Source organism: Amycolatopsis sp. NBC_00438, assembly GCF_036026695.1.
GTDB lineage: Bacteria > Actinomycetota > Actinomycetes > Mycobacteriales > Pseudonocardiaceae > Amycolatopsis.
In genome coordinates this window covers 7978995-7995760 of the sequence record NZ_CP107923.1, presented here as the reverse complement: position 1 = coordinate 7995760, position 16766 = coordinate 7978995, and the positions used below count along the sequence as shown (strand labels likewise).

Sequence of the window (16766 nt, the reverse complement as noted above, 5' to 3'; positions counted from 1 at the left end):
CGGAGAGTCGCTTCCGGACGGACGCGGTCACCGCCGCCGACCGGTAGTTTTCGCGGTATGAGACGGCCGCCGCAGTCACGCCTGTCCCCGTGGGTGGGGCGCGGGGTGCGCACCGTCGTCGTCACGGTCTTCGTGCTCGGCGCGACCAGCGGCGCGTCGCGCTGGCAGCCCGGCTCGCCGCAGATGACGCCGCTCGCCGGCGCCTGGCTCGTCGCCACCACGCTGACGCTGCTGCTCGTCCACCGCTTCCCGCTGACGCTCTTCCTGGTCACGACGGCGTCCGCGTTCGGCTACTACGCCTCGGGGTTTCCCGGCGGGCCGGTCATCGTCGTGCCGACCATCGCGCTGTTCGTGCTGACCCGGCAGCGCGGCCCGCTCGTCGCCGGGATCACCGGCGCGAGTGCGCTGGCCGTGCTCTACCTGGCCCACATCGTCACGTCGGGGTCGTTCGTGCTGGCCCTCGGCGCCGGGTTCCTCGTCGTCTGGCTGGTCGCGGTGATCGGGATCGGCACCGCCGTCCGGTACCAGTTCGCCGCCGTCGCGGCCCGGCGTGAGCAGGCCGACGAGCACCGCCACCGGCTCGCCGAGCAGGAGCGGCTGCGGATCGCGCGCGAGGTGCACGACGTCGTCGCGCACAGCCTCGCCATGATCAACGTCCAGGCCGGGGTCGCCGCGCACGTCGCCGACCGGCGGCCCGAGCAGGCGAAGGAGGCGCTGCTCAACATCAAGGAGGCCAGCGCGTCCGCGCTCAAGGACCTGCGCGCCACCCTCGCCGTGCTGCGGTCCGGGGAGGACAAGGCGCCCGCGCCGAGCCTCGCCCAGGCCGCCGAGCTGCTGGCCCACGCGCGCGACGCCGGGCTCACGGTCGACGTCCACGGCGCGACCGGCGAGCTCCCGGCACCGGTCGACGCCGCCGGGTACCGGATCCTGCAGGAGTCGCTGACCAACGTCGTCCGGCACGCCGACCAGCCGCACCACGTCGACGTCCGGTTCGGGCGGCCGCCGGGTGCCTTCACACTCCGGGTGCGCGACGACGGCCGCGGCACCGGCCGGCCTACCCCGGGCCACGGCCTGCGGGGCATGGCCGAACGCGCCGCGGCGCTCGGCGGGCGCTTCACCGCCCAGCCGGTCGACGGCGGCTTCGAAGTGTTCGTCGAACTACCGATCGAGGGAGAAGCATGATCCGCGTCCTGCTGGCCGACGACCAGGTGCTGGTCCGCGCCGGGTTCCGGGTGCTGCTGGAGACCGAGGACGGCTTCGACGTCTGCGCCGAGGCGGGGGACGGCGAGCAGGCCGTCGCACTCGCCATCGAGCACAAACCCGACATCGTCGTGATGGACATCCGGATGCCCGGCGTCGACGGCCTCGAAGCCACCCGCCGGATCTCCGCGACCCCCGAGCTCGCCGGCACGAAAGTGCTGGTCCTGACCACCTTCGACATCGACGAGTACGTCTACGAGGCGCTGCGCGCGGGCGCCAGCGGGTTCCTGCTCAAGGACACCGAGCCGGTCGAGCTGCTGCGCGCGCTGCGCGTCGTCGCGAGCGGGGAGGCACTGCTGGCGCCGACCGTCACGCGCCGGCTGATCCAGGAGTTCGTCGGCCGCCCGGAGAACCGGCGGATCGACACCAGCGCCGTCCGGGAGGTCACCGACCGCGAGCGCGAGGTCCTCGGCCTGGTCGCGGGCGGGATGTCGAACGACGAGATCGCCGCCCACCTGGTGATCTCGACGGCGACCGCGCGCACCCACGTCAGCCGCATCATGACGAAGATCGGCGCCCGCGACCGCGCCCAGCTGGTGGTGCTCGCCTACGAGTCCGGCCTGGTCACTCCACGTCGGTCGTGACGCGGGAGCGGCGCAACGCGACGAAGACGTTCAGCACGAAGACGACCAGCAGCAGGCTCACCGGCAGCCAGAACCCGGGCCGCAGGTCGACCGCGGCGTTGGCTTCGTCGTCGAGGTCGGGCCGGCTCGTCGACAGGGTCGAGACGGTGGCCGCGATCCTCCGCGTGTAGTCGGTGAGGTTCTGCAGCGCGAACACCTCGGTCACCACGAGCAGCGCGGCACCCGCGCCGGCGAGGACGACCGCGGTCAGCGCGCGGGCCTTCGGCGTCCGCAGCAACGCCGTCCCCACGCCGAGGACCAGCAGCACCCCGGCGGCGATCGCCAGGACCTGGACCAGGCCCGGCATGTCGAACTTGTCCTCGACGGCCGTCTGCTCCGCCGGGGTCAGGCCGAGGCCGTCGATCCCGGTGAACTTCTGCTGGCCGGAGGCCAGATCGGCGCCGGAGTAGGTCACCGCGGCCCGGGTGCCGTCCGGCGCGTCGCAGGACGCGGCCAGGCACGGCAGGAACAGGAAGAGCAACAGGGCGAGCAGGAAGCCGGCGAGGGTGATCCGGCGCGTCACGAGCTGGGGCACGCCGACGACCCAACCACAGCTCAGCCGCGCTTGACCCGCCGCACCAGGCGAACCGCCCGCACCAGGAACACGACGGCGAGGACGCCGACCAGGCAGATCCAGATCACGGCGCCTCCTCTCCCGGACGATGCTCTGTTCAGAGGGCGTCCGGGAGGGGGAGGGGGTTCACCGACACGGCCTAAGTCACACCTTCGGGCTAAGCCGTGCTCAGTTGTTCGTGCGCTCCGTCGGCGGCGCCTTCTGGACCTGGGCGGTCAGCAGCGTCTTGAACGAGGCGAGCGTCGCGTCCTTGGACGGGCCGAACGAGTCGACGATGACGACGCGGTTGTAGAGGACGTAGACGGCGCGGTAGACCTGCTGGCTGCTGTCCGCCGCCGAGAACACCTGGACGCCGTGCAGGGACAGGTTGCGGTTGGCGGTCAGGCCGCCCTCCTGCTCGGCGTTCGCGTACTCCGCCGCGACCGCGGACGCGGCCTGCGTGTTCGGCAGCTCCAGCGCGAACAGGCCGAGCGTGACGTCGCCGTCCTTGGTCGTCTTGAGCAGGCCGTCGGTCATGCCGCCGGACTTGAGCTTCTCGATGACCGTGGTCGGCAGGTACTTGGCCGACTGCAGCTTGTCCAGGTCGAACTCGCCACCACCGGCGCGGGTCGTACCGGCCGGGGTGACCAGCGCCGCGGAGTTGTCGCTCGGCTCGGGCTTGGCCGCGGGCGGCTCCGGCAGCGGCTTCACCGTCGGGGCCGGCGGCGGCTGCTGGGTGGTGCTCTGCTGGGCGACCGGCGGGGTGGTGCCGTTGTCCTTGATGAACAGCGCCCAGACGCCGTAGCCGAGGCCGGCCACGACCAGGACGGCGATCACGGCGAAGGCGATCTTCTTGCCCTTGCCGGACGACGGCTGCGTCTGGAAGCTCTCCGGGCCCTGGCTGATCCAGTCCGCGTTGCCCGGCTGCGACATCGGCGGGAAGTCCGAGCCGCCCCACGGCGGGCTGACGTCCTGCTGCTGCGCGCCCCACGGGTTCTGCTGGGACGGCTGCTGCGGCGGCCGCTGGAAGCCGCCGGCGGGGGACTGCTGGCCGTACTGCTGCTGCGGCTGCGGGAACCCGCCGGCCGGCGACTGCTGGCTGTACTGCGGCTGCTGTTGCTGCTGCCACTGCGGGACGACCTGGGTCCGCTCGCCACCCCCGGCGTCGGACGCGGAGACGACCTGCGTCGCCTCGGCCGACTCGGCCGGCTGCGCGGGCAGGGCCACCGGCGCGATGATCTGGGTCTCGGAGGCGCTGTCGCCCACCGGCTGCTGCGGCGCGGGCTGGGCGGGGGCGGCCTGGCTGTCGCCGGTCGTGACGGCCATGGACAGCACCCGATCACGCCGCGACCGGTACTCGTCGGCCGTCAGGTTTCCCGCCGCGAGTTCCTCGTCAAGCCTGCGCAGCTCTTCCTGCCAGGTCACCCCGGTACCCCCTTCGGGTAGATCGCCTGCGAAATCGTGCGAGAGTGTGGGTGCAGCCGCGTGACCGCACGGAGTCATTGTGCACGGGTGTGCTCACCTGTTCGTCGCCCACCACCCCGTCGTTACCTTCGGGTGGCGGATCCCGCTTCCCAGGTCACCTGGGGTGTTGCGCGAGCACGGCGGCGAGCTGGTCGATGGTCTGGTTCCGCAGCAGCGGCGACGATCCGCCGATCACGCTCCGTTCGACCAGTTCGAAGGTGATCACGTCCCGGTCGGCGAACAACCCGGTCAGTTCCCGCGCGTTGCTCTGCGCCGTCGTCTCGGCGTGCACGATGGTGACGTCCTGGCAGGTCGCGGCCAGGAACGGGCTCGCGAACTGGGTGAACGAGTCGGCCACGACAGCGGTGTTCTGCCCGATCGAGCCGGCCGGTTTGGCGCCGTCCGGCTGGGTCAGGTGCAGCGGGGTCTTGAAGTCGCTGGCAATGTAGCGGGTGCGGTCGGCGCCGCCGTCGGTCGAGAGGCTGTAGGTCGTCAGCTTCCGCTGCTCGTCACGGCCGAGCACGCGGGCGAGGTCCGCGGGCCAGGGCCGGGTGCCGTTCGGCGCCGCCTGCCAGCGGACCGTGCTGCCCGGCTGGATGGACTGCCCCAGCGCGTACGTCATGACCAGGCCGCCGTCGAACGACCAGTGCGTGTCGTTGGGGTCGTACAGCGAGTGGCCGGTGCGCTTCTCGGCGTCGGCGAGCGCGGGCCGCAGGTCGATCGCGCCCGTCTCGCGGGGCACGCGGTTCCAGAACTCGGCGGTGCGGGCCTGGGCGCACGGCTTGCCGACGTAGTTGTCCGGCAGGTGCGACGGCTCTTCGCTGTACTTGTCCGGGGCGATGACCAGCTCGAACTTCCGCCCGGAGTTCTCGACCGCGGCCCGCAGCTTCCGCAGCGCGGCGACGACGTGATCGGTGTCCATCACCGGCCGGCACCGCGCGTTGATGTCCTCGCCGAGGTACATCCAGCCGTCCTTGCCCGGGAGCACGGTCGGGTAGACGTAACCCGGGACGTCGCCGGTGCTGGGCTGGCCCTGGTCGACGCCGACGGTGCCGCCCTCGTGGCTGGTGCCCTGGCCGGACCCGGGCGGGTCGCCGAAGACGCCGGTGCTGATGCCGTCGGCGGCCTGGACGCCGGCCTGGCGCAGCGGCAGGTGGTCGGTGGCCCAGCCGGCCATGCCGGTGAAGAAGCCCCAGCCGTCACCCAGGCTGGGGAAGTCCCGCAGCGGCCGGTTCTCGAAGGCGGTGGGGTGCACGCCGACCGCGGACAGCAGCAGCGGCGTCACGAAGAAGAAGGCGGCGCAGGCGAGCGCCGTGCGCTGGCGTTTGCTGTGCCGGGGCCGGTAGAGGTTGTGCTCCTTCGGCAGCCAGGACTCCGGGGTCCTCGGCAGGCCCGGGTCGGTGGGCAACTGCGACGGAGGACGGGAGGACACGGCCGTATCCTAGCGCCGGGCCGGAGCGTGGCGGCCCCGAACAGGTGAACGCGAGGGGACGTGCGATGAACGGTGGCCGAGGGCCGGGCTACGACCAGCGGCTGGCCCGGGAACGGGACACCTTCGCCGACCAGGAGGACATCCACGGCAACCTGCCGCCGTCGGCGCACCGCTGGTCCAACAAGCACGTGCGGCCGAAGCTCGACGCGCTCGGCGTGCCGGGCATCGACGAGCTGATCGTCGGCCAGATCGCCGAACGCGCTTCGCGGCTCGACCGCGACACCGTCGTGCTGTCGCTGGGCAGCGGCAACGGCGACCAGGAGCTCGGCTGGCTGCGCGGCCTGTCCGAGGCCGGTCTGGACAATGTCCGGCTGCGGCTGCTGGAGCTGAACCCGGACATGCAGGCCCGCGCCGAGGCGGCCGCCCGCGAGCAGGGTGTGGCCGATCGCGTCGAGCTGATCACCGCGGACTTCAACACCTGGCGCGCCGACGCCGAGCACGACGTCGTCGTCGGCTTCCAGGCGCTGCACCACGTGCTCGACCTCGAACACCTCTACGCGCAGATCACGAGCAGCCTCACCGGGGACGGCGTCCTGGTCGTGCACGACATGATCGGCCGCAACGGGCACCGCCGGTGGCCGGAAGCCCTGGAGGTCGTCGACCGGATCTGGGCGACGCTGCCGCCGGAGCTGCGCCGCAACGCGCTGACCGGGCAGGTCGACGAGCAGTTCGTCGACATCGACTGCGCGGCCGACGGCTTCGAGGGCATCCGCGCCCAGGACGTCCTGCCGGTGCTGCTCGACCACCTGCACCCGAGCCTGTTCCTGCCCTACGGCAACGTGATCGACCCGTTCGTCGACCGGATCTACGGCCACAACGTCGACCTGGGCAACCCGGTCCACGTCGAGCTGCTCGACCAGGTCGGCGTGCTCGACGACACCCTGCTCGACCTCGGGGTCGTCACCGGGACGCGGCTGACCGCGCTGTTCCACCCGACACCGCAGCCACTGCGCGTGCACGGCACCCGGACGCCCGAACGGTCCGTTCGCGACACCCGCGTCGTCGATCCGGCGGGGCGCGCGTCGTTCCGCCCCGGCGGCACCGGCGGCGAACGGCTGGTGCGCGGCGCGGGGATCGCGACCGGCCGGATCAACGGCCTCTACCACGATGACTGGGCGGCGCCGTCGATCGAGTTCCCGCTGCTGCCGACCACCGCGGTCGGCGCCCTGGAACTGCGCACCTACCTGCCGGACGACGCCACCGAGTACGGCGGCGTCACCGTCTCCGTGGACGGCGTCCCGGTCGCGAAGGCCGACGTCGGACCCGGGCTGGTCGAGCAGGTCCTGCCGGTCCGGCTCGACGCCCACCGCCAGGTGCGGCTGTCCGTCGACGCCGACTGGTCGCTGACCGCCGGGCTCGGCGGCGACCGGCGGACGCTCTCCTACATCCTCGTCGGGCTGTCCCTGATCGAAAGGTGAGGTAGCGGCCCGGCGGGGCCGCTGGGGCCGCTAATCTGCCCGGCATGGGCAAGGGGACGAACGCCGAGCGGCTGATCGACTGGACCGGCGAGCGGTGCGTGCCGTGGACCGAAGACCTCCAGGTGATCTACGAGCACTACCACCGCTACGCGTTCGCGGCCCGGTTCGTCGACGGCAAGCGCGTCCTCGACCTGGCCAGCGGCGAGGGTTACGGCGGCGCGCTGCTGGCGCGCACGGCCGCCGAGGTCGTCGGCCTCGAGATCGACCCGCGGACCGTCGAGCACGCCCGGACCCGCTACCCGGACTCGCGCTTCGAGGTCGGCTCGATCACCGACCCGAAGGCCCTCGACGGCGAAACCTTCGACGTCATCACCTGCTTCGAGGCGATCGAGCACGTCGACGAGCAGGACAAGCTGATGGAGCTGGTCACGAGCCGGCTCGCGCCGGGCGGCGTCTTCCTCTGCAGCACGCCGGACATCGAGGTCTACACGCACGACCACGGCAACGAGAACCCGTACCACGTGCACGAGCTGACCGAGTCCGCGTTCCGGTCGCTGCTCGCCGGCAGCTTCGAGCACGTCGTCGTGCTGCGCCAGAACGTCGCGGTCGGCTCGCTGATCCACGACAACGGCGCCGGCTCCGGCGCCGAGGTCCTCACCGTGGCGCAGGACGACGCCGACGGCTGGGTCGTCGAAACCGGCGCGCCGCACACCTACTTCGTCTCGGTCGCCTCCGCGAAGCCGATCGACGTGCCCTCGACGTCCGCGATGGTCGACCCGAAGCTGACGCTCGTCGCGCGCGCCGCCGCCGAAGCCGGCCGGCTGCGTGACGAGCTGGGCCGCACCGAAGCCGAGCGCGCGCAGGCGACCGCGTCCGTCTCCCAGCTGACCACTCAGCTGTCCGAGATGACGGCCGCCGAGCGGCAGGCCGCGACCGAACGCGACGAGGCGCTGCGCCAGGCCGACCGAGCCCGCGAGGACCGGCAGCGCGCGGCCGACGAGCTGAACCGACTGCAGCGCAAGGCCGGCTACGACAGCGAACGGCTGGAGTGGCTGGCGAGCAACAACTCCGGCCTCTCCGACACCATCGGCCGGCTCGCCGCCGAGAACGAAAAGCTGCGCGCCGAGACGTCCGCGCTCGTGCAGCGCGCGATCGGCAAGTACCGCGGCTCGATCGAGAAGTTCGCGCCCCGCGGCACCCGCCGTCGCGACTTCTACGAGACGGCGCTCGGGCGCCCGGCCGGTGTGCTGCCGGGCCAGCCCGCCGCGGTGCCCGGCCCGGTCGCGGTGACCACCAGCGACCAGCCGATCGTCAGCGTCGTCATCCCGGTCTACGGCAACTGGCCGTTCACCCGCGGCTGCCTCGACTCGATCCAGCGGCACCTGCCCTCGACGCCGTTCGAGGTCATCGTCGTCGACGACGCCTCGCGGGACGACTCCGCCGACCGCGTCGCCGGGTGCGCCGGGGTCCGGCTGGTCCGCGCGCCGAAGAACCTCGGGTTCGTCGGCGCCTGCAACCTCGGCGCCGAGAACGCCCGCGGCGACTTCATCTTCTTCCTGAACAACGACACCGAGGTCACGGCGGGCTGGCTCGACGAGCTCGTCGGCGTCGTCGAGACGCGCCCCGACGTCGGGCTCGTCGGCTCGAAGCTCGTCTACCCGGACGGCCGGCTGCAGGAGTGCGGCGGCATCATCTGGGCCGACGGCACCGGCTGGAACTACGGGCGGCTGCAGTCGCCGGACGCGCCTTGGTACCAGGCGCTGCGCGACGTCGACTACTGCTCCGGCGCGGCGCTCATGGTCCGCCGCGACCTGTTCGAGCGCGTCGGCGGCTTCGACACGCGCTTCTCGCCCGCTTACTACGAGGACACCGATCTCGCGTTCGCCGTGCGGGCGGCCGGGTACCGGACGATGGTCCAGCCCGCGTCGGTCGTCGTGCACCACGAAGGCATCACCAACGGCACGGACGTCTCCTCCGGCGTGAAGCGGCACCAGGAGCTCAACCGCGGCGTCTTCGTCGACAAGTGGAGCGTCCAGCTGCGCGACCACTTCCCCGAGGCGAGCCCGCGCGCGGTGTGGGCCGGGCGGCAGCGCACGAAGGACGGCCACCGCGGCGGCACCGTGCTGGTCGCCGACCACCAGGTGCCCATGCCGGACAAGGACTCCGGCTCGGTGCGGATGTTCCGGATCCTCGAGCTGCTCGTCGGGCTCGGCCACCGCGTCGTGTTCATGCCGCTCAACAACGCGCTCCCCGAGCCGTACGCCGGCGCGCTGTACCGCGCGGGCGTCACCGTCGTCACCGGGCTCGGCGAGCAGCTGGAGTTCCTGCGCGAAGCCGGCGCCGACCTGAAGCTGACCGTCCTATCGCGGCCGCACGTCGCGTGGCAGCTGCTGGAGCAGGTCCGCGAGCACGCGCCGGACTGCCTCATCGCCTACGACACGGTCGACCTGCACTTCGTCCGGCTCAACCGGCAGGCCGACCTGGCCGCGCAGCTCGGCGACACCCGCGAGGAGCTGACGCTGCGGCGCCGCGCCGAAGTGCTGCGGGAGTCCGAGCTGGGCCTGACCCGCGCCACCGACGTCACCTTCGTCGTGTCCGATGTGGAGCGTGCGCTGCTGGCCGAGCTGGTCCCGTCGGCGCGGGTCGAGGTGCTGTCCAACGTGCACCACGCGGACGGCTCGGTGGCCGTCCCGGAAGGACGGTCGGGGGTGCTGTTCGTCGGCAGCTTCGACCACCTGCCCAACCGGGACGCGGCACGCTGGCTGGCGACCGAGATCATGCCGCTGGTGCGGCGCCGCCGGCCGGACGCGGTCGCGCAGATCGTCGGCAGCAACCCGCCGCAGGAGATGTTCGAACTCGAGCGCGAGGGTGTCGTCGTCCGCGGCTGGGTGCAGCACCTGGACGGCGCCTACCGCGAGGCCCGGGCCGTCGTCGCGCCGCTGCGCTTCGGCGCCGGCGTCAAGGGGAAGCTGGGGGAGAGCCTCGGGTACGGCGTCCCCGTGGTCGCCACCCCGCTGGCCGCCGAGGGCATGCACCTGACGCACGGCCGGGACGTCCTCGTCGGCAGCTCGGCCGAGGAGCTCGCCGAGGAGATCGTCACCCTGCTCGACGACGACAAGCTCTGGCAGCGGCTGTCCGAAGAGGGCAAGACCGTGGTGGACCGCCTGTTCGGCGCGGACGTCGCCCGCCGCACCCTGGAGGGCGTGCTCGACGGGGCGTGATCAGCTGGGTGGCAAGGCCTTCTGGAACACCGCGAGCGCGTTGTCCAGGCTGGTCTTCAGCCCGGCCTTGTCCTGGTTGAACGGCAGGGACGCCCAGAGCACCACGGCGACCTTGCCCGAGGTGTACCAGGTGCCGTCCATCCGCTGCTCGCCGCTGCGGCCGCTGACGACCTTCCCGTCGGCGTCGAGCGGTTTGAACCCGCCGGCGTCGGCGGCGGCGCGGAGGTACTCGACGACGGCCTTCGCGCCGTCTTCGTTCTCCGTCGGGATCGCGTAGGCGAGGAACCCGGTGTCGCCGGAGTTCGACGCGCGGTAGACGAGCTGCGTGACGCCGTGCTGCGAGAAGACCTGTGCGGTCTCCTTGGGGTAGAGGTTCAGGTCGAGGCCCTTGGCCAGCGACATCGTCGAGCTCTCCGGGTGCTGCACGCCGGGCAGCGGCGGGACCTGGTCCTCCAGCTGCGGCTGGGCCGCGGCGGCCGGCGGCTGCGTCACGCTCGGGGTGTACGTCGTGAGCGCGTTCGGCGCCGGGTCGTCCTTCCCCAGCCACATGGTCGCGCCGATGATCATGCCGAGCACGACCAGCACGCCGAGGGCGATGAACGGCCACGTCGTCCAGGTCCGCCCGGACGACTCCTCGTCGTCGACCCCCCACCGGTGCTTCCCGGGGCCGTCGTCGACCGGCTCGGTTTCGTGCTGCTGGGTCTCGCCGCCCGGCGGCGTGATCGGCGGGAACCGGCTGCCGGGGGGCTGCTCGACCTGGCCGTCGACCCGCAGGTAGCGGGTCGGGGTGATGTCGGCCGGGCTCGGCGCGGTGGTCATGTGGTCCGGCAGGGCCGGCACGCTGCTGGTCGACATCGCCTTCGGCAGCCCGGTCCGCTGCCACGGCGGGTGCGGCCGCTGCGCGTGCGCGTGTGCGTGCGGCACCATCGGCCGCGGCGACTCCATGCGCTGCGGCGGCGGGCCCTGCTGGGCCTGCGAGGGGTGGCCGGCGGGGTTGGTGCTCCGCCAGGCTTCACCCGGACGGCGTAGCGGGGACGGCACCGGTGACGGAACCGTCGATCCGGAGGCCTGTGCGAGCAGCTCGTCCCGCTGTTTGCGGTGGTCAGCGGGCTCGATCCGACCTTCGGCAAGCTCCGCGTCGAGGCGGCGAAGCTCTTCCTGCCAGCTCATCCTTGGACCCCCATCCACCATTCGGGGCATCAGTCTGGCACGGGCTGCCGACCAGCGAGGTTGCGGTTTGAGGTTGATCGGCAACGTAGCGCAAGTCGCCGGATTTCGGGAGTCCCGCCGGGCAACCTCCCCGCGTCACCCGTCAGGACCCCGAAACTGTCGTACATATGTTCTAAAATTGGCGTTGTACAGGGAGATGCCGCTCGCAACCGCGGGTGGTGTGATGGAGGAAGGCAGGGCCATGGCCTACATCACCCTGCCCACATTCGTGGGCTACAGCGCCAGTTCCGGTCCGTCGCGGTCGTCGTTCGTGCGGCGCCAGCGGCGGTTGTACGAGGACCCGGCGCGGGCCGCGTTCAACTACTACCGGCGGGCGGCCAACGCCGTGCGGTCGGGACGCGCGGCGAACCAGGACGAGGTGGCGCTGCGGGCGCTGGTCAACGCGGCGGACGAACGGACGAAGCCGCACTACAGCGCGATCGCCGAGGGCTGGCTGCGCTACCTCGGCCGCAGGTCGCCCCGGCTGATCGAGGTCGGCCGCGGCCGGTGCCGGCTGGGTGACCTCGAGATCGGCGTCAGCCCGCAGCTGGGGCTCTGCAAGAGCAACGGCCGGCGCTACGCGACCTGGCTGTACTTCAAGGAGGAAACCCTGACCAAGTCGTCGGCCCAGCTCGCGCTGTGGGTGCTGGAGCAGGCGATGCCGGACATCCTGCCGGGCGGCGAGGCGCTGGTGATCGACGTCCGCCGGGCGAAGGAGTTCCAGTTGACCCCACGCGACCGCGAACGGCTGCGGCCCTGGGCCCGCAGTGAGGCCTCGGCGTTCCTGACGCTCTGGGACGTCGCCTGAGCCAGGGAGGCGCCGGGTTTGCTCGGCGCCTCCCTGGCACGCGTCTTTCGGGGGTCCGGGTGGCGGAGCCCCCGGCCGGGGCGAAGCCCCGGATATGACAGCATCGCCCCGAGCTCAGGGGGGGGCGACGAATGAGACTTGTCGCGGGCAGGTACGCGATCTCGGCCGAACTGGGCCGGGGCGGGATGGGCGTCGTCTGGCGCGGCGAGGACCAGTTCCTCGGGCGGCCGGTGGCGTTGAAGGAGCTGGCCACGCCGCCGGGCGCCTCGCCGGTGCACCTCGAGCGCGTCCTGCGCGAAGCCCGCACGGCCGCGCGGCTGACCCATTCCGGCGTCGTCACGGTCTACGACGTCGTCAGCGAACACGGCGCCACGTTCATCGTGATGGAGCTGGTGATCGCGCCGACGCTCGCCGACCTCGTGGGCCGGGAGGGGTACCTGGCGAACGACCGCGTCGCCGCGCTCGGCCTGCAGGTGCTGAGCGCGCTGGAAAGCGCGCACACGGCCGGGATCGTGCACCGGGACGTCAAGCCCAGCAACATCATGGTGCTGCCCGGCGACCGCGTGAAGCTCGCCGACTTCGGCATCGCGCGGGCGATGGACGACCCGGGCCTGACCCAGACCGGCGGCGTGATGGGCTCGCCGGGGTACATGCCGCCCGAGCTGTTCGCCGGCGCCGGGCCGTCACCCGCGTCCGACCTCTGGTCGCTGGGCGTGACGCTGTTCCACGCCGCCGAAGGCCGGGCGCCGTTCCAGCGCACGACGACGGCCGCGACGCTGCACGCGATCATGTACGACCAGCCGGTGCTCGAACGTTGCCGCGGCCCGCTCGCCGACGCCGTGCGCGGGCTGCTCACGCAGTCCGTTTCGGACCGGCTGGACGCGGCCGGCACGCGGCGGCTGCTGGAAGCCGCGCGCACCGGCACGCGGACACGAGCCGTGGATCCGGCCGACCTGCCGACGACCGCCTTCCAGGCGGTGCCGGCCACCGCGGACCGGAAACGGCGGCTGCCGTTGGTGCTGACCGGCGTGGCGGTCGCGGTGATCGCCGCGCTCGGCGCGATCTTCCTCCTGAAGCCGGACAGCACGACGCCGGTGGCCGCGGGCGCGCCGGGCCCCACGCCGACGTCTTCCGCGACGCCGGCGACCACGAAGCACAGCAGCAGCAAGAAACCCACGCCGTCCCGGAGTTCCGGCGCGCCGTCGTCGACCGCGGGTAAACCGGATCCGGTGAAGGTGCCGCTGATCCGCTTCCACCACCCGGACGGCGGCCACTTCAGCGGGACGAAGAAGGTCGGCCCGCCGGCCGGCTTCAGCAAGGAAGGCGCCTTCGGTTCGCTCGTCGCGACGGCCGAGCCGGGCACCCGGAAGCTGTTCGCCTGCAAGGTGAAGGACAAGAAGGACTGGTTCACCTCGCCCGACCAGAGCGGCAAGTGCGAGGGCCAGCAGGCGCTCGGCCTGCTCGGCTACGTCTACGCCGACCCGCCGACCTGGTCCGGTTCACGGGCGCTCTACCGCTGCGACGCGGGCGCGAGCCACTTCGACTCGCTCGACGCCGGCTGCGAGGGCAAGAAGAAGGAGTTCCTGCTGGGCTACGTCGTCGGCTGAGCCGGCAGGACGTCCGCCACCACTGCTCGCCGTCGCGGACGAAGGCCCCGTGCACGAAGATGACCCCTATGGTGACAACCTGACAGAACCCACCCGGTCGAGTGACACAGTTCGCGATGAGCGGACGAGGACTGGACAAACCGGAGAGCGAACACGAAGCTTTCGCGTGTTCTTTCGTGCCTGGCCAAGTCAGAGGTCGAAAAAGTGAATGCTGCCTGGGAAGCCGTCTCCCGCGTCGCCGACGAGCCCGCCTGGTACTGGGTGTACGACAAGCTGGCCTTCTTGCCGAGCACCTACGCCCACGCCTGGCCCGGCTTCCGCGAGCCCGTGCCGTCGCGCACCTGGGACCTTTCACCCGGCGACCTCGACCGCGCGTCGGCGGAGTTCCGCCTCGGCCCGTACGCGGTGGACGAGCGCCAGGTCGCGTCCATCGCGCTGGCCGCGTTCCGCGAGGTCTGCGGCCCGGACGACTGGCTGTGGGCGCTGCACTGGCAGCACCAGTCCTACCGCGTCCGCCCGCACCTGGTGACCGAAGGCGCCCGCTGGCCGGTGCCGGTGTTCCCGCGCGCGGACTACCACCTGTTCCTGGCCCGGGACTTCTCGTTCGGCACCCTCGGCCATCCGTGGGAGCGCACGCTCTGCGTGTTCGGCGAGCCCCTGGTGTCGGCGTTCGAGCGCCTCGGCGAAGGCGTGCTGGGCAACGTCCTGCGCCGCGACGGGAAGCCGTCCGCGCTGGCCCGCTAGCCCGGCATCTGCGCTGGTTGATCTCTTGCTACCGTTGTGCCGGTGTTCGAATACCACGGCTGGGTGACCATCCAGGCGACCGCGAGCGGCGATGACGACGCGGCGCTCCTGGAGCGCCTGGTCGACCGCGTGCATCGCGCCATCCGCGACGCGGGCGACTTCGACCTGGTCGACCTCCGCTGGAGCGCGGGCATGCCGATGCTCCACTTCGGCGGCTTCGACAAACACGGCGGCGAGCTGGCCCCCGACCTCCTGGAGATGTTCACCAGGGTCGGCGAGCTGGCCGCGGGCTCGTACGGCCTGCTCTACGTCTGGGACGACCAGGACACCGAGCACGACAACGACTTCCGCGTCTACCGCATGGCCCGAGGCCAGGTAACGGAGCGCGAAGACCCGCACCTCACACCGGTGGCCCCGACGGTCCTGGACGTCTACGAGCTGTAGCCGCATCGCAATGCCGGCTGAGTAGTACTGCTCAAGACACCCGTGGGTCCGCGGCGAGACCGTGGTCACATGACCAAGTCCGGTTCTTCCGCAGCGTCACCCACCACCACCGCGTTCTACGCGCAGGCCGCCCTCTCCTTCGGGCTCGCCCTGGCCGCCGTCACCGCCGGGATCGTGTACCTGCCGGTGAACGGCTGGGTCCGCGGCTTTCTCGCCCTCGGCATGCTCTACCTGGTCACCTCGGCGTTCACGCTCGCCAAGTGCGTGCGGGACAGACAGGACGAGACCTCCGTCGTCTCCCGCGTCGACCAGGCCCGGCTCGACAAGCTGCTCGCCGAGCACGATCCCTACAAAACGACCGTGTGACGGGAAACGGCCACCCTCGCGAAAGAGGGTGGCCGTCCAGGACCTCAGTGGCGCGGCACCCGCGGCCGCCCGCCCGGCTCCTGCTTCGGCGGCTTCTGGCCGGTGCCCGGGAACGTCGGCGCCGGCAGGTTCGCCGCTTCGTACCGCGACAGCGTCAGCGGGCCCGACGTGTCCGGCAGCACCGGCGGCTCGGACTTGTGGTCGTCGAAGCGGAACGCCGACGTCATGTCCCCGAAGGTGCGCCGGCGCCACTGCGAGATGTTCGGCTCCGCCACGCCCGTCACCTTCTCCAGGAACCGCAGCGTCGACGTGTGGTCGAAGTTCTCGCTGCACACCCAGCCGCCCGCGGTCCACGGCGAGATCACGATGGCCGGGACGCGGTAGCCGGCGCCGACCGGGAGGCCGTTGCCCGGGGTGCCGCCGGGGGACGTCTTGGTGACGAACTCGCCCGGCGTGCCCGCGGGCGGCGTCGGCGGGACGACGTGGTCGAAGAGGCCGTCGTTCTCGTCGTAGTTGAGGATGAAGACGGTCTTGGCCCAAACTTCCGGGTTGGCGGCGATCGCGTCGATCTTCGACGCGACGAACGCCGCGCCCTCGGCCGGCGTGTACTGCGGGTGCTCCGACGCCGTCGAGGTGCAGATGATCCACGAGACCGTCGGCAGCTTGTCGTTGCGCGCGTCGTACTCGAACTGGCCCTCGGGCCGGTGCGTGAGGCCGTTGACCGCCAGGGGCGAGTCGGCCGGCGCGTTCTTGAAGTTCGCGAAGTTCTCCAGCATGTTGCAACCGTAGGTGTCGGTCTGCTCGTACACCTTCCAGCTGACGCCGGCCGCCTGCAGCCGCTCCGCGTAGGTCGTCCAGGTGTAGCCGCCGGCCGGCGCCTTGTTGTCGAGGATCGGGCCGCCGTGCTCGCCGTCCGGGTCGATCGTGCCGGTCATCCACATCATCCGGTTCGGCCAGGTCGGGCCGAACACCGAGCAGTGGTAGCTGTCGCAGATGGTGAACGCCTCGGCCAGCGCGAACTGGAACGGCAGGTCCGCGCGGGTGTGGTAACCCATCACGTACGGGCCGTTCTTGCCGTCGGCCTTGCGGTGCGCCGGCAGCCAGCTGTCCATCTTGCCGCCGTTCCAGGCGTCGTGCTGGACCTGCCACGCGTGCGACGTCGACGGGATCTTCTGCGCGTTGGTCGCGTGCGTGTCGAGGTGGAACGGCAGCGCGTAACCCGCCGGGTTCTCGGCGTCCGGCTGGTAGAAGACCGGTTTGCCGTCTGGCAGCCGCGCGGCGTGCGGGTCGCCGAACCCGCGGACGCCGGACAGCGTGCCGAAGTAGTGGTCGAACGAGCGGTTTTCCTGCATCAGCAGCACGACGTGCTCGATGTCCTTCAGCGAGCCGTGCTTGGGGGCGCCCTGGGCGAGCGCGCGCTGGACGTTCGGGGGCATCAGGGTGGCCGCGGCCGCGGTGGCGGCGACCCCGGCGGCAGATCCGAGAAGACGGCGACGAGTCAGTTCGGTCATGGCTGACACCTTCGTTTCCCGGTTGTCACCCGAAAAGGTGGCAACC

At 71.8% G+C, this 16766-nt stretch carries 14 protein-coding genes; 9 read left to right on the top strand and 5 right to left on the bottom strand.

What is annotated here, in order from left to right; translation table 11 throughout:
- The first annotated feature begins 57 nt into the window (after nt 1-57).
- A complete protein-coding gene (locus tag OG494_RS36435; protein WP_328446519.1) occupies nt 58-1182 on the top strand; it encodes a sensor histidine kinase in 1125 nt (374 codons plus the stop codon).
- Nucleotides 1179-1844: a response regulator transcription factor gene (locus tag OG494_RS36430; RefSeq protein ID WP_328446517.1), complete on the top strand. Its 666-nt coding sequence runs from the start codon at nt 1179-1181 to the stop codon at nt 1842-1844. Before OG494_RS36435 ends, OG494_RS36430 begins: the two co-directional genes overlap by 4 nt.
- Here the strand turns inward: OG494_RS36430 and OG494_RS36425 are convergent.
- The 3 genes from OG494_RS36425 to OG494_RS36415 form a co-directional block, all read right to left on the bottom strand.
- Entirely contained in the window at nt 1825-2418 is a 594-nt protein-coding gene (locus tag OG494_RS36425; RefSeq protein WP_328446516.1) for a hypothetical protein, read from the bottom strand. The two genes, OG494_RS36430 and OG494_RS36425, sit on opposite strands and share 20 nt — an antisense overlap.
- A 207-nt stretch (nt 2419-2625) precedes the next feature.
- On the bottom strand, nt 2626-3861 hold the full coding sequence (locus OG494_RS36420) for a DUF1707 domain-containing protein (protein WP_328446514.1): 1236 nt from the start codon (nt 3859-3861) through the stop codon (nt 2626-2628).
- Between the two features lie 154 nt (nt 3862-4015).
- Complete coding sequence (locus tag OG494_RS36415; RefSeq protein ID WP_328446512.1) at nt 4016-5332, bottom strand: alginate O-acetyltransferase AlgX-related protein; 1317 nt, start codon at nt 5330-5332, stop codon at nt 4016-4018.
- Nucleotides 5333-5397: 65 nt separating this feature from the next.
- On the opposite strand from OG494_RS36415, the gene OG494_RS36410 reads away from it, so the two are divergent.
- Together OG494_RS36410 and OG494_RS36405 are read left to right on the top strand one after the other, a co-directional pair.
- Nucleotides 5398-6810, top strand: a complete 1413-nt coding sequence (locus OG494_RS36410; protein ID WP_328446510.1) for a class I SAM-dependent methyltransferase — start codon at nt 5398-5400, stop codon at nt 6808-6810.
- Between the two features lie 44 nt (nt 6811-6854).
- Nucleotides 6855-10031: a glycosyltransferase gene (locus OG494_RS36405; protein WP_328446508.1), complete on the top strand. Its 3177-nt coding sequence runs from the start codon at nt 6855-6857 to the stop codon at nt 10029-10031.
- Here OG494_RS36405 and OG494_RS36400 read toward each other — a convergent pair whose 3' ends face one another.
- Complete coding sequence (locus OG494_RS36400) at nt 10032-11201, bottom strand: hypothetical protein (RefSeq protein ID WP_328446506.1); 1170 nt, start codon at nt 11199-11201, stop codon at nt 10032-10034.
- 223 nt (nt 11202-11424) lie between these two features.
- Here OG494_RS36400 and OG494_RS36395 point away from each other — a divergent pair, with 223 nt between their 5' ends.
- The 5 genes from OG494_RS36395 to OG494_RS36375 all read left to right on the top strand — a co-directional run bounded on the left by OG494_RS36395 (nt 11425) and on the right by OG494_RS36375 (nt 15209).
- Complete coding sequence (locus OG494_RS36395; protein WP_442874328.1) at nt 11425-12048, top strand: hypothetical protein; 624 nt, start codon at nt 11425-11427, stop codon at nt 12046-12048.
- A gap of 131 nt (nt 12049-12179) precedes the next feature.
- Nucleotides 12180-13655, top strand: a complete 1476-nt coding sequence (locus OG494_RS36390) for a serine/threonine-protein kinase (protein WP_328446504.1) — start codon at nt 12180-12182, stop codon at nt 13653-13655.
- Between the two features lie 204 nt (nt 13656-13859).
- The gene (locus OG494_RS36385; protein WP_328446502.1) at nt 13860-14399 is read left to right on the top strand and encodes a DUF2716 domain-containing protein; all 540 of its coding nucleotides are present in this window, start codon (nt 13860-13862) and stop codon (nt 14397-14399) included.
- A 42-nt stretch (nt 14400-14441) separates the two neighbouring features.
- The gene (locus OG494_RS36380; RefSeq protein WP_328446500.1) at nt 14442-14843 is read left to right on the top strand and encodes an immunity 7 family protein; all 402 of its coding nucleotides are present in this window, start codon (nt 14442-14444) and stop codon (nt 14841-14843) included.
- A gap of 69 nt (nt 14844-14912) precedes the next feature.
- Nucleotides 14913-15209, top strand: a complete 297-nt coding sequence (locus tag OG494_RS36375; RefSeq protein ID WP_328446498.1) for a YiaA/YiaB family inner membrane protein — start codon at nt 14913-14915, stop codon at nt 15207-15209.
- Nucleotides 15210-15253: 44 nt separating this feature from the next.
- Here the strand turns inward: OG494_RS36375 and OG494_RS36370 are convergent, their stop codons facing one another.
- A complete protein-coding gene (locus tag OG494_RS36370) occupies nt 15254-16720 on the bottom strand; it encodes a phosphocholine-specific phospholipase C (RefSeq protein ID WP_328446496.1) in 1467 nt (488 codons plus the stop codon).
- Nucleotides 16721-16766 lie beyond the last annotated feature (46 nt).

Coding starts and splice junctions, on each gene's coding strand:
- OG494_RS36435 (WP_328446519.1), top strand. CDS start 58: ATGAGACGGCCGCCGCAGTCACGCCTGTCCCCGTGGGTGGGGCGCGGG.
- OG494_RS36430 (WP_328446517.1), top strand. CDS start 1,179: ATGATCCGCGTCCTGCTGGCCGACGACCAGGTGCTGGTCCGCGCCGGG.
- OG494_RS36410 (WP_328446510.1), top strand. CDS start 5,398: ATGAACGGTGGCCGAGGGCCGGGCTACGACCAGCGGCTGGCCCGGGAA.
- OG494_RS36405 (WP_328446508.1), top strand. CDS start 6,855: ATGGGCAAGGGGACGAACGCCGAGCGGCTGATCGACTGGACCGGCGAG.
- OG494_RS36400 (WP_328446506.1), bottom strand. CDS start 11,201: ATGAGCTGGCAGGAAGAGCTTCGCCGCCTCGACGCGGAGCTTGCCGAA.
- OG494_RS36395 (WP_442874328.1), top strand. CDS start 11,425: ATGGAGGAAGGCAGGGCCATGGCCTACATCACCCTGCCCACATTCGTG.
- OG494_RS36390 (WP_328446504.1), top strand. CDS start 12,180: ATGAGACTTGTCGCGGGCAGGTACGCGATCTCGGCCGAACTGGGCCGG.
- OG494_RS36375 (WP_328446498.1), top strand. CDS start 14,913: ATGACCAAGTCCGGTTCTTCCGCAGCGTCACCCACCACCACCGCGTTC.
- OG494_RS36370 (WP_328446496.1), bottom strand. CDS start 16,720: ATGACCGAACTGACTCGTCGCCGTCTTCTCGGATCTGCCGCCGGGGTC.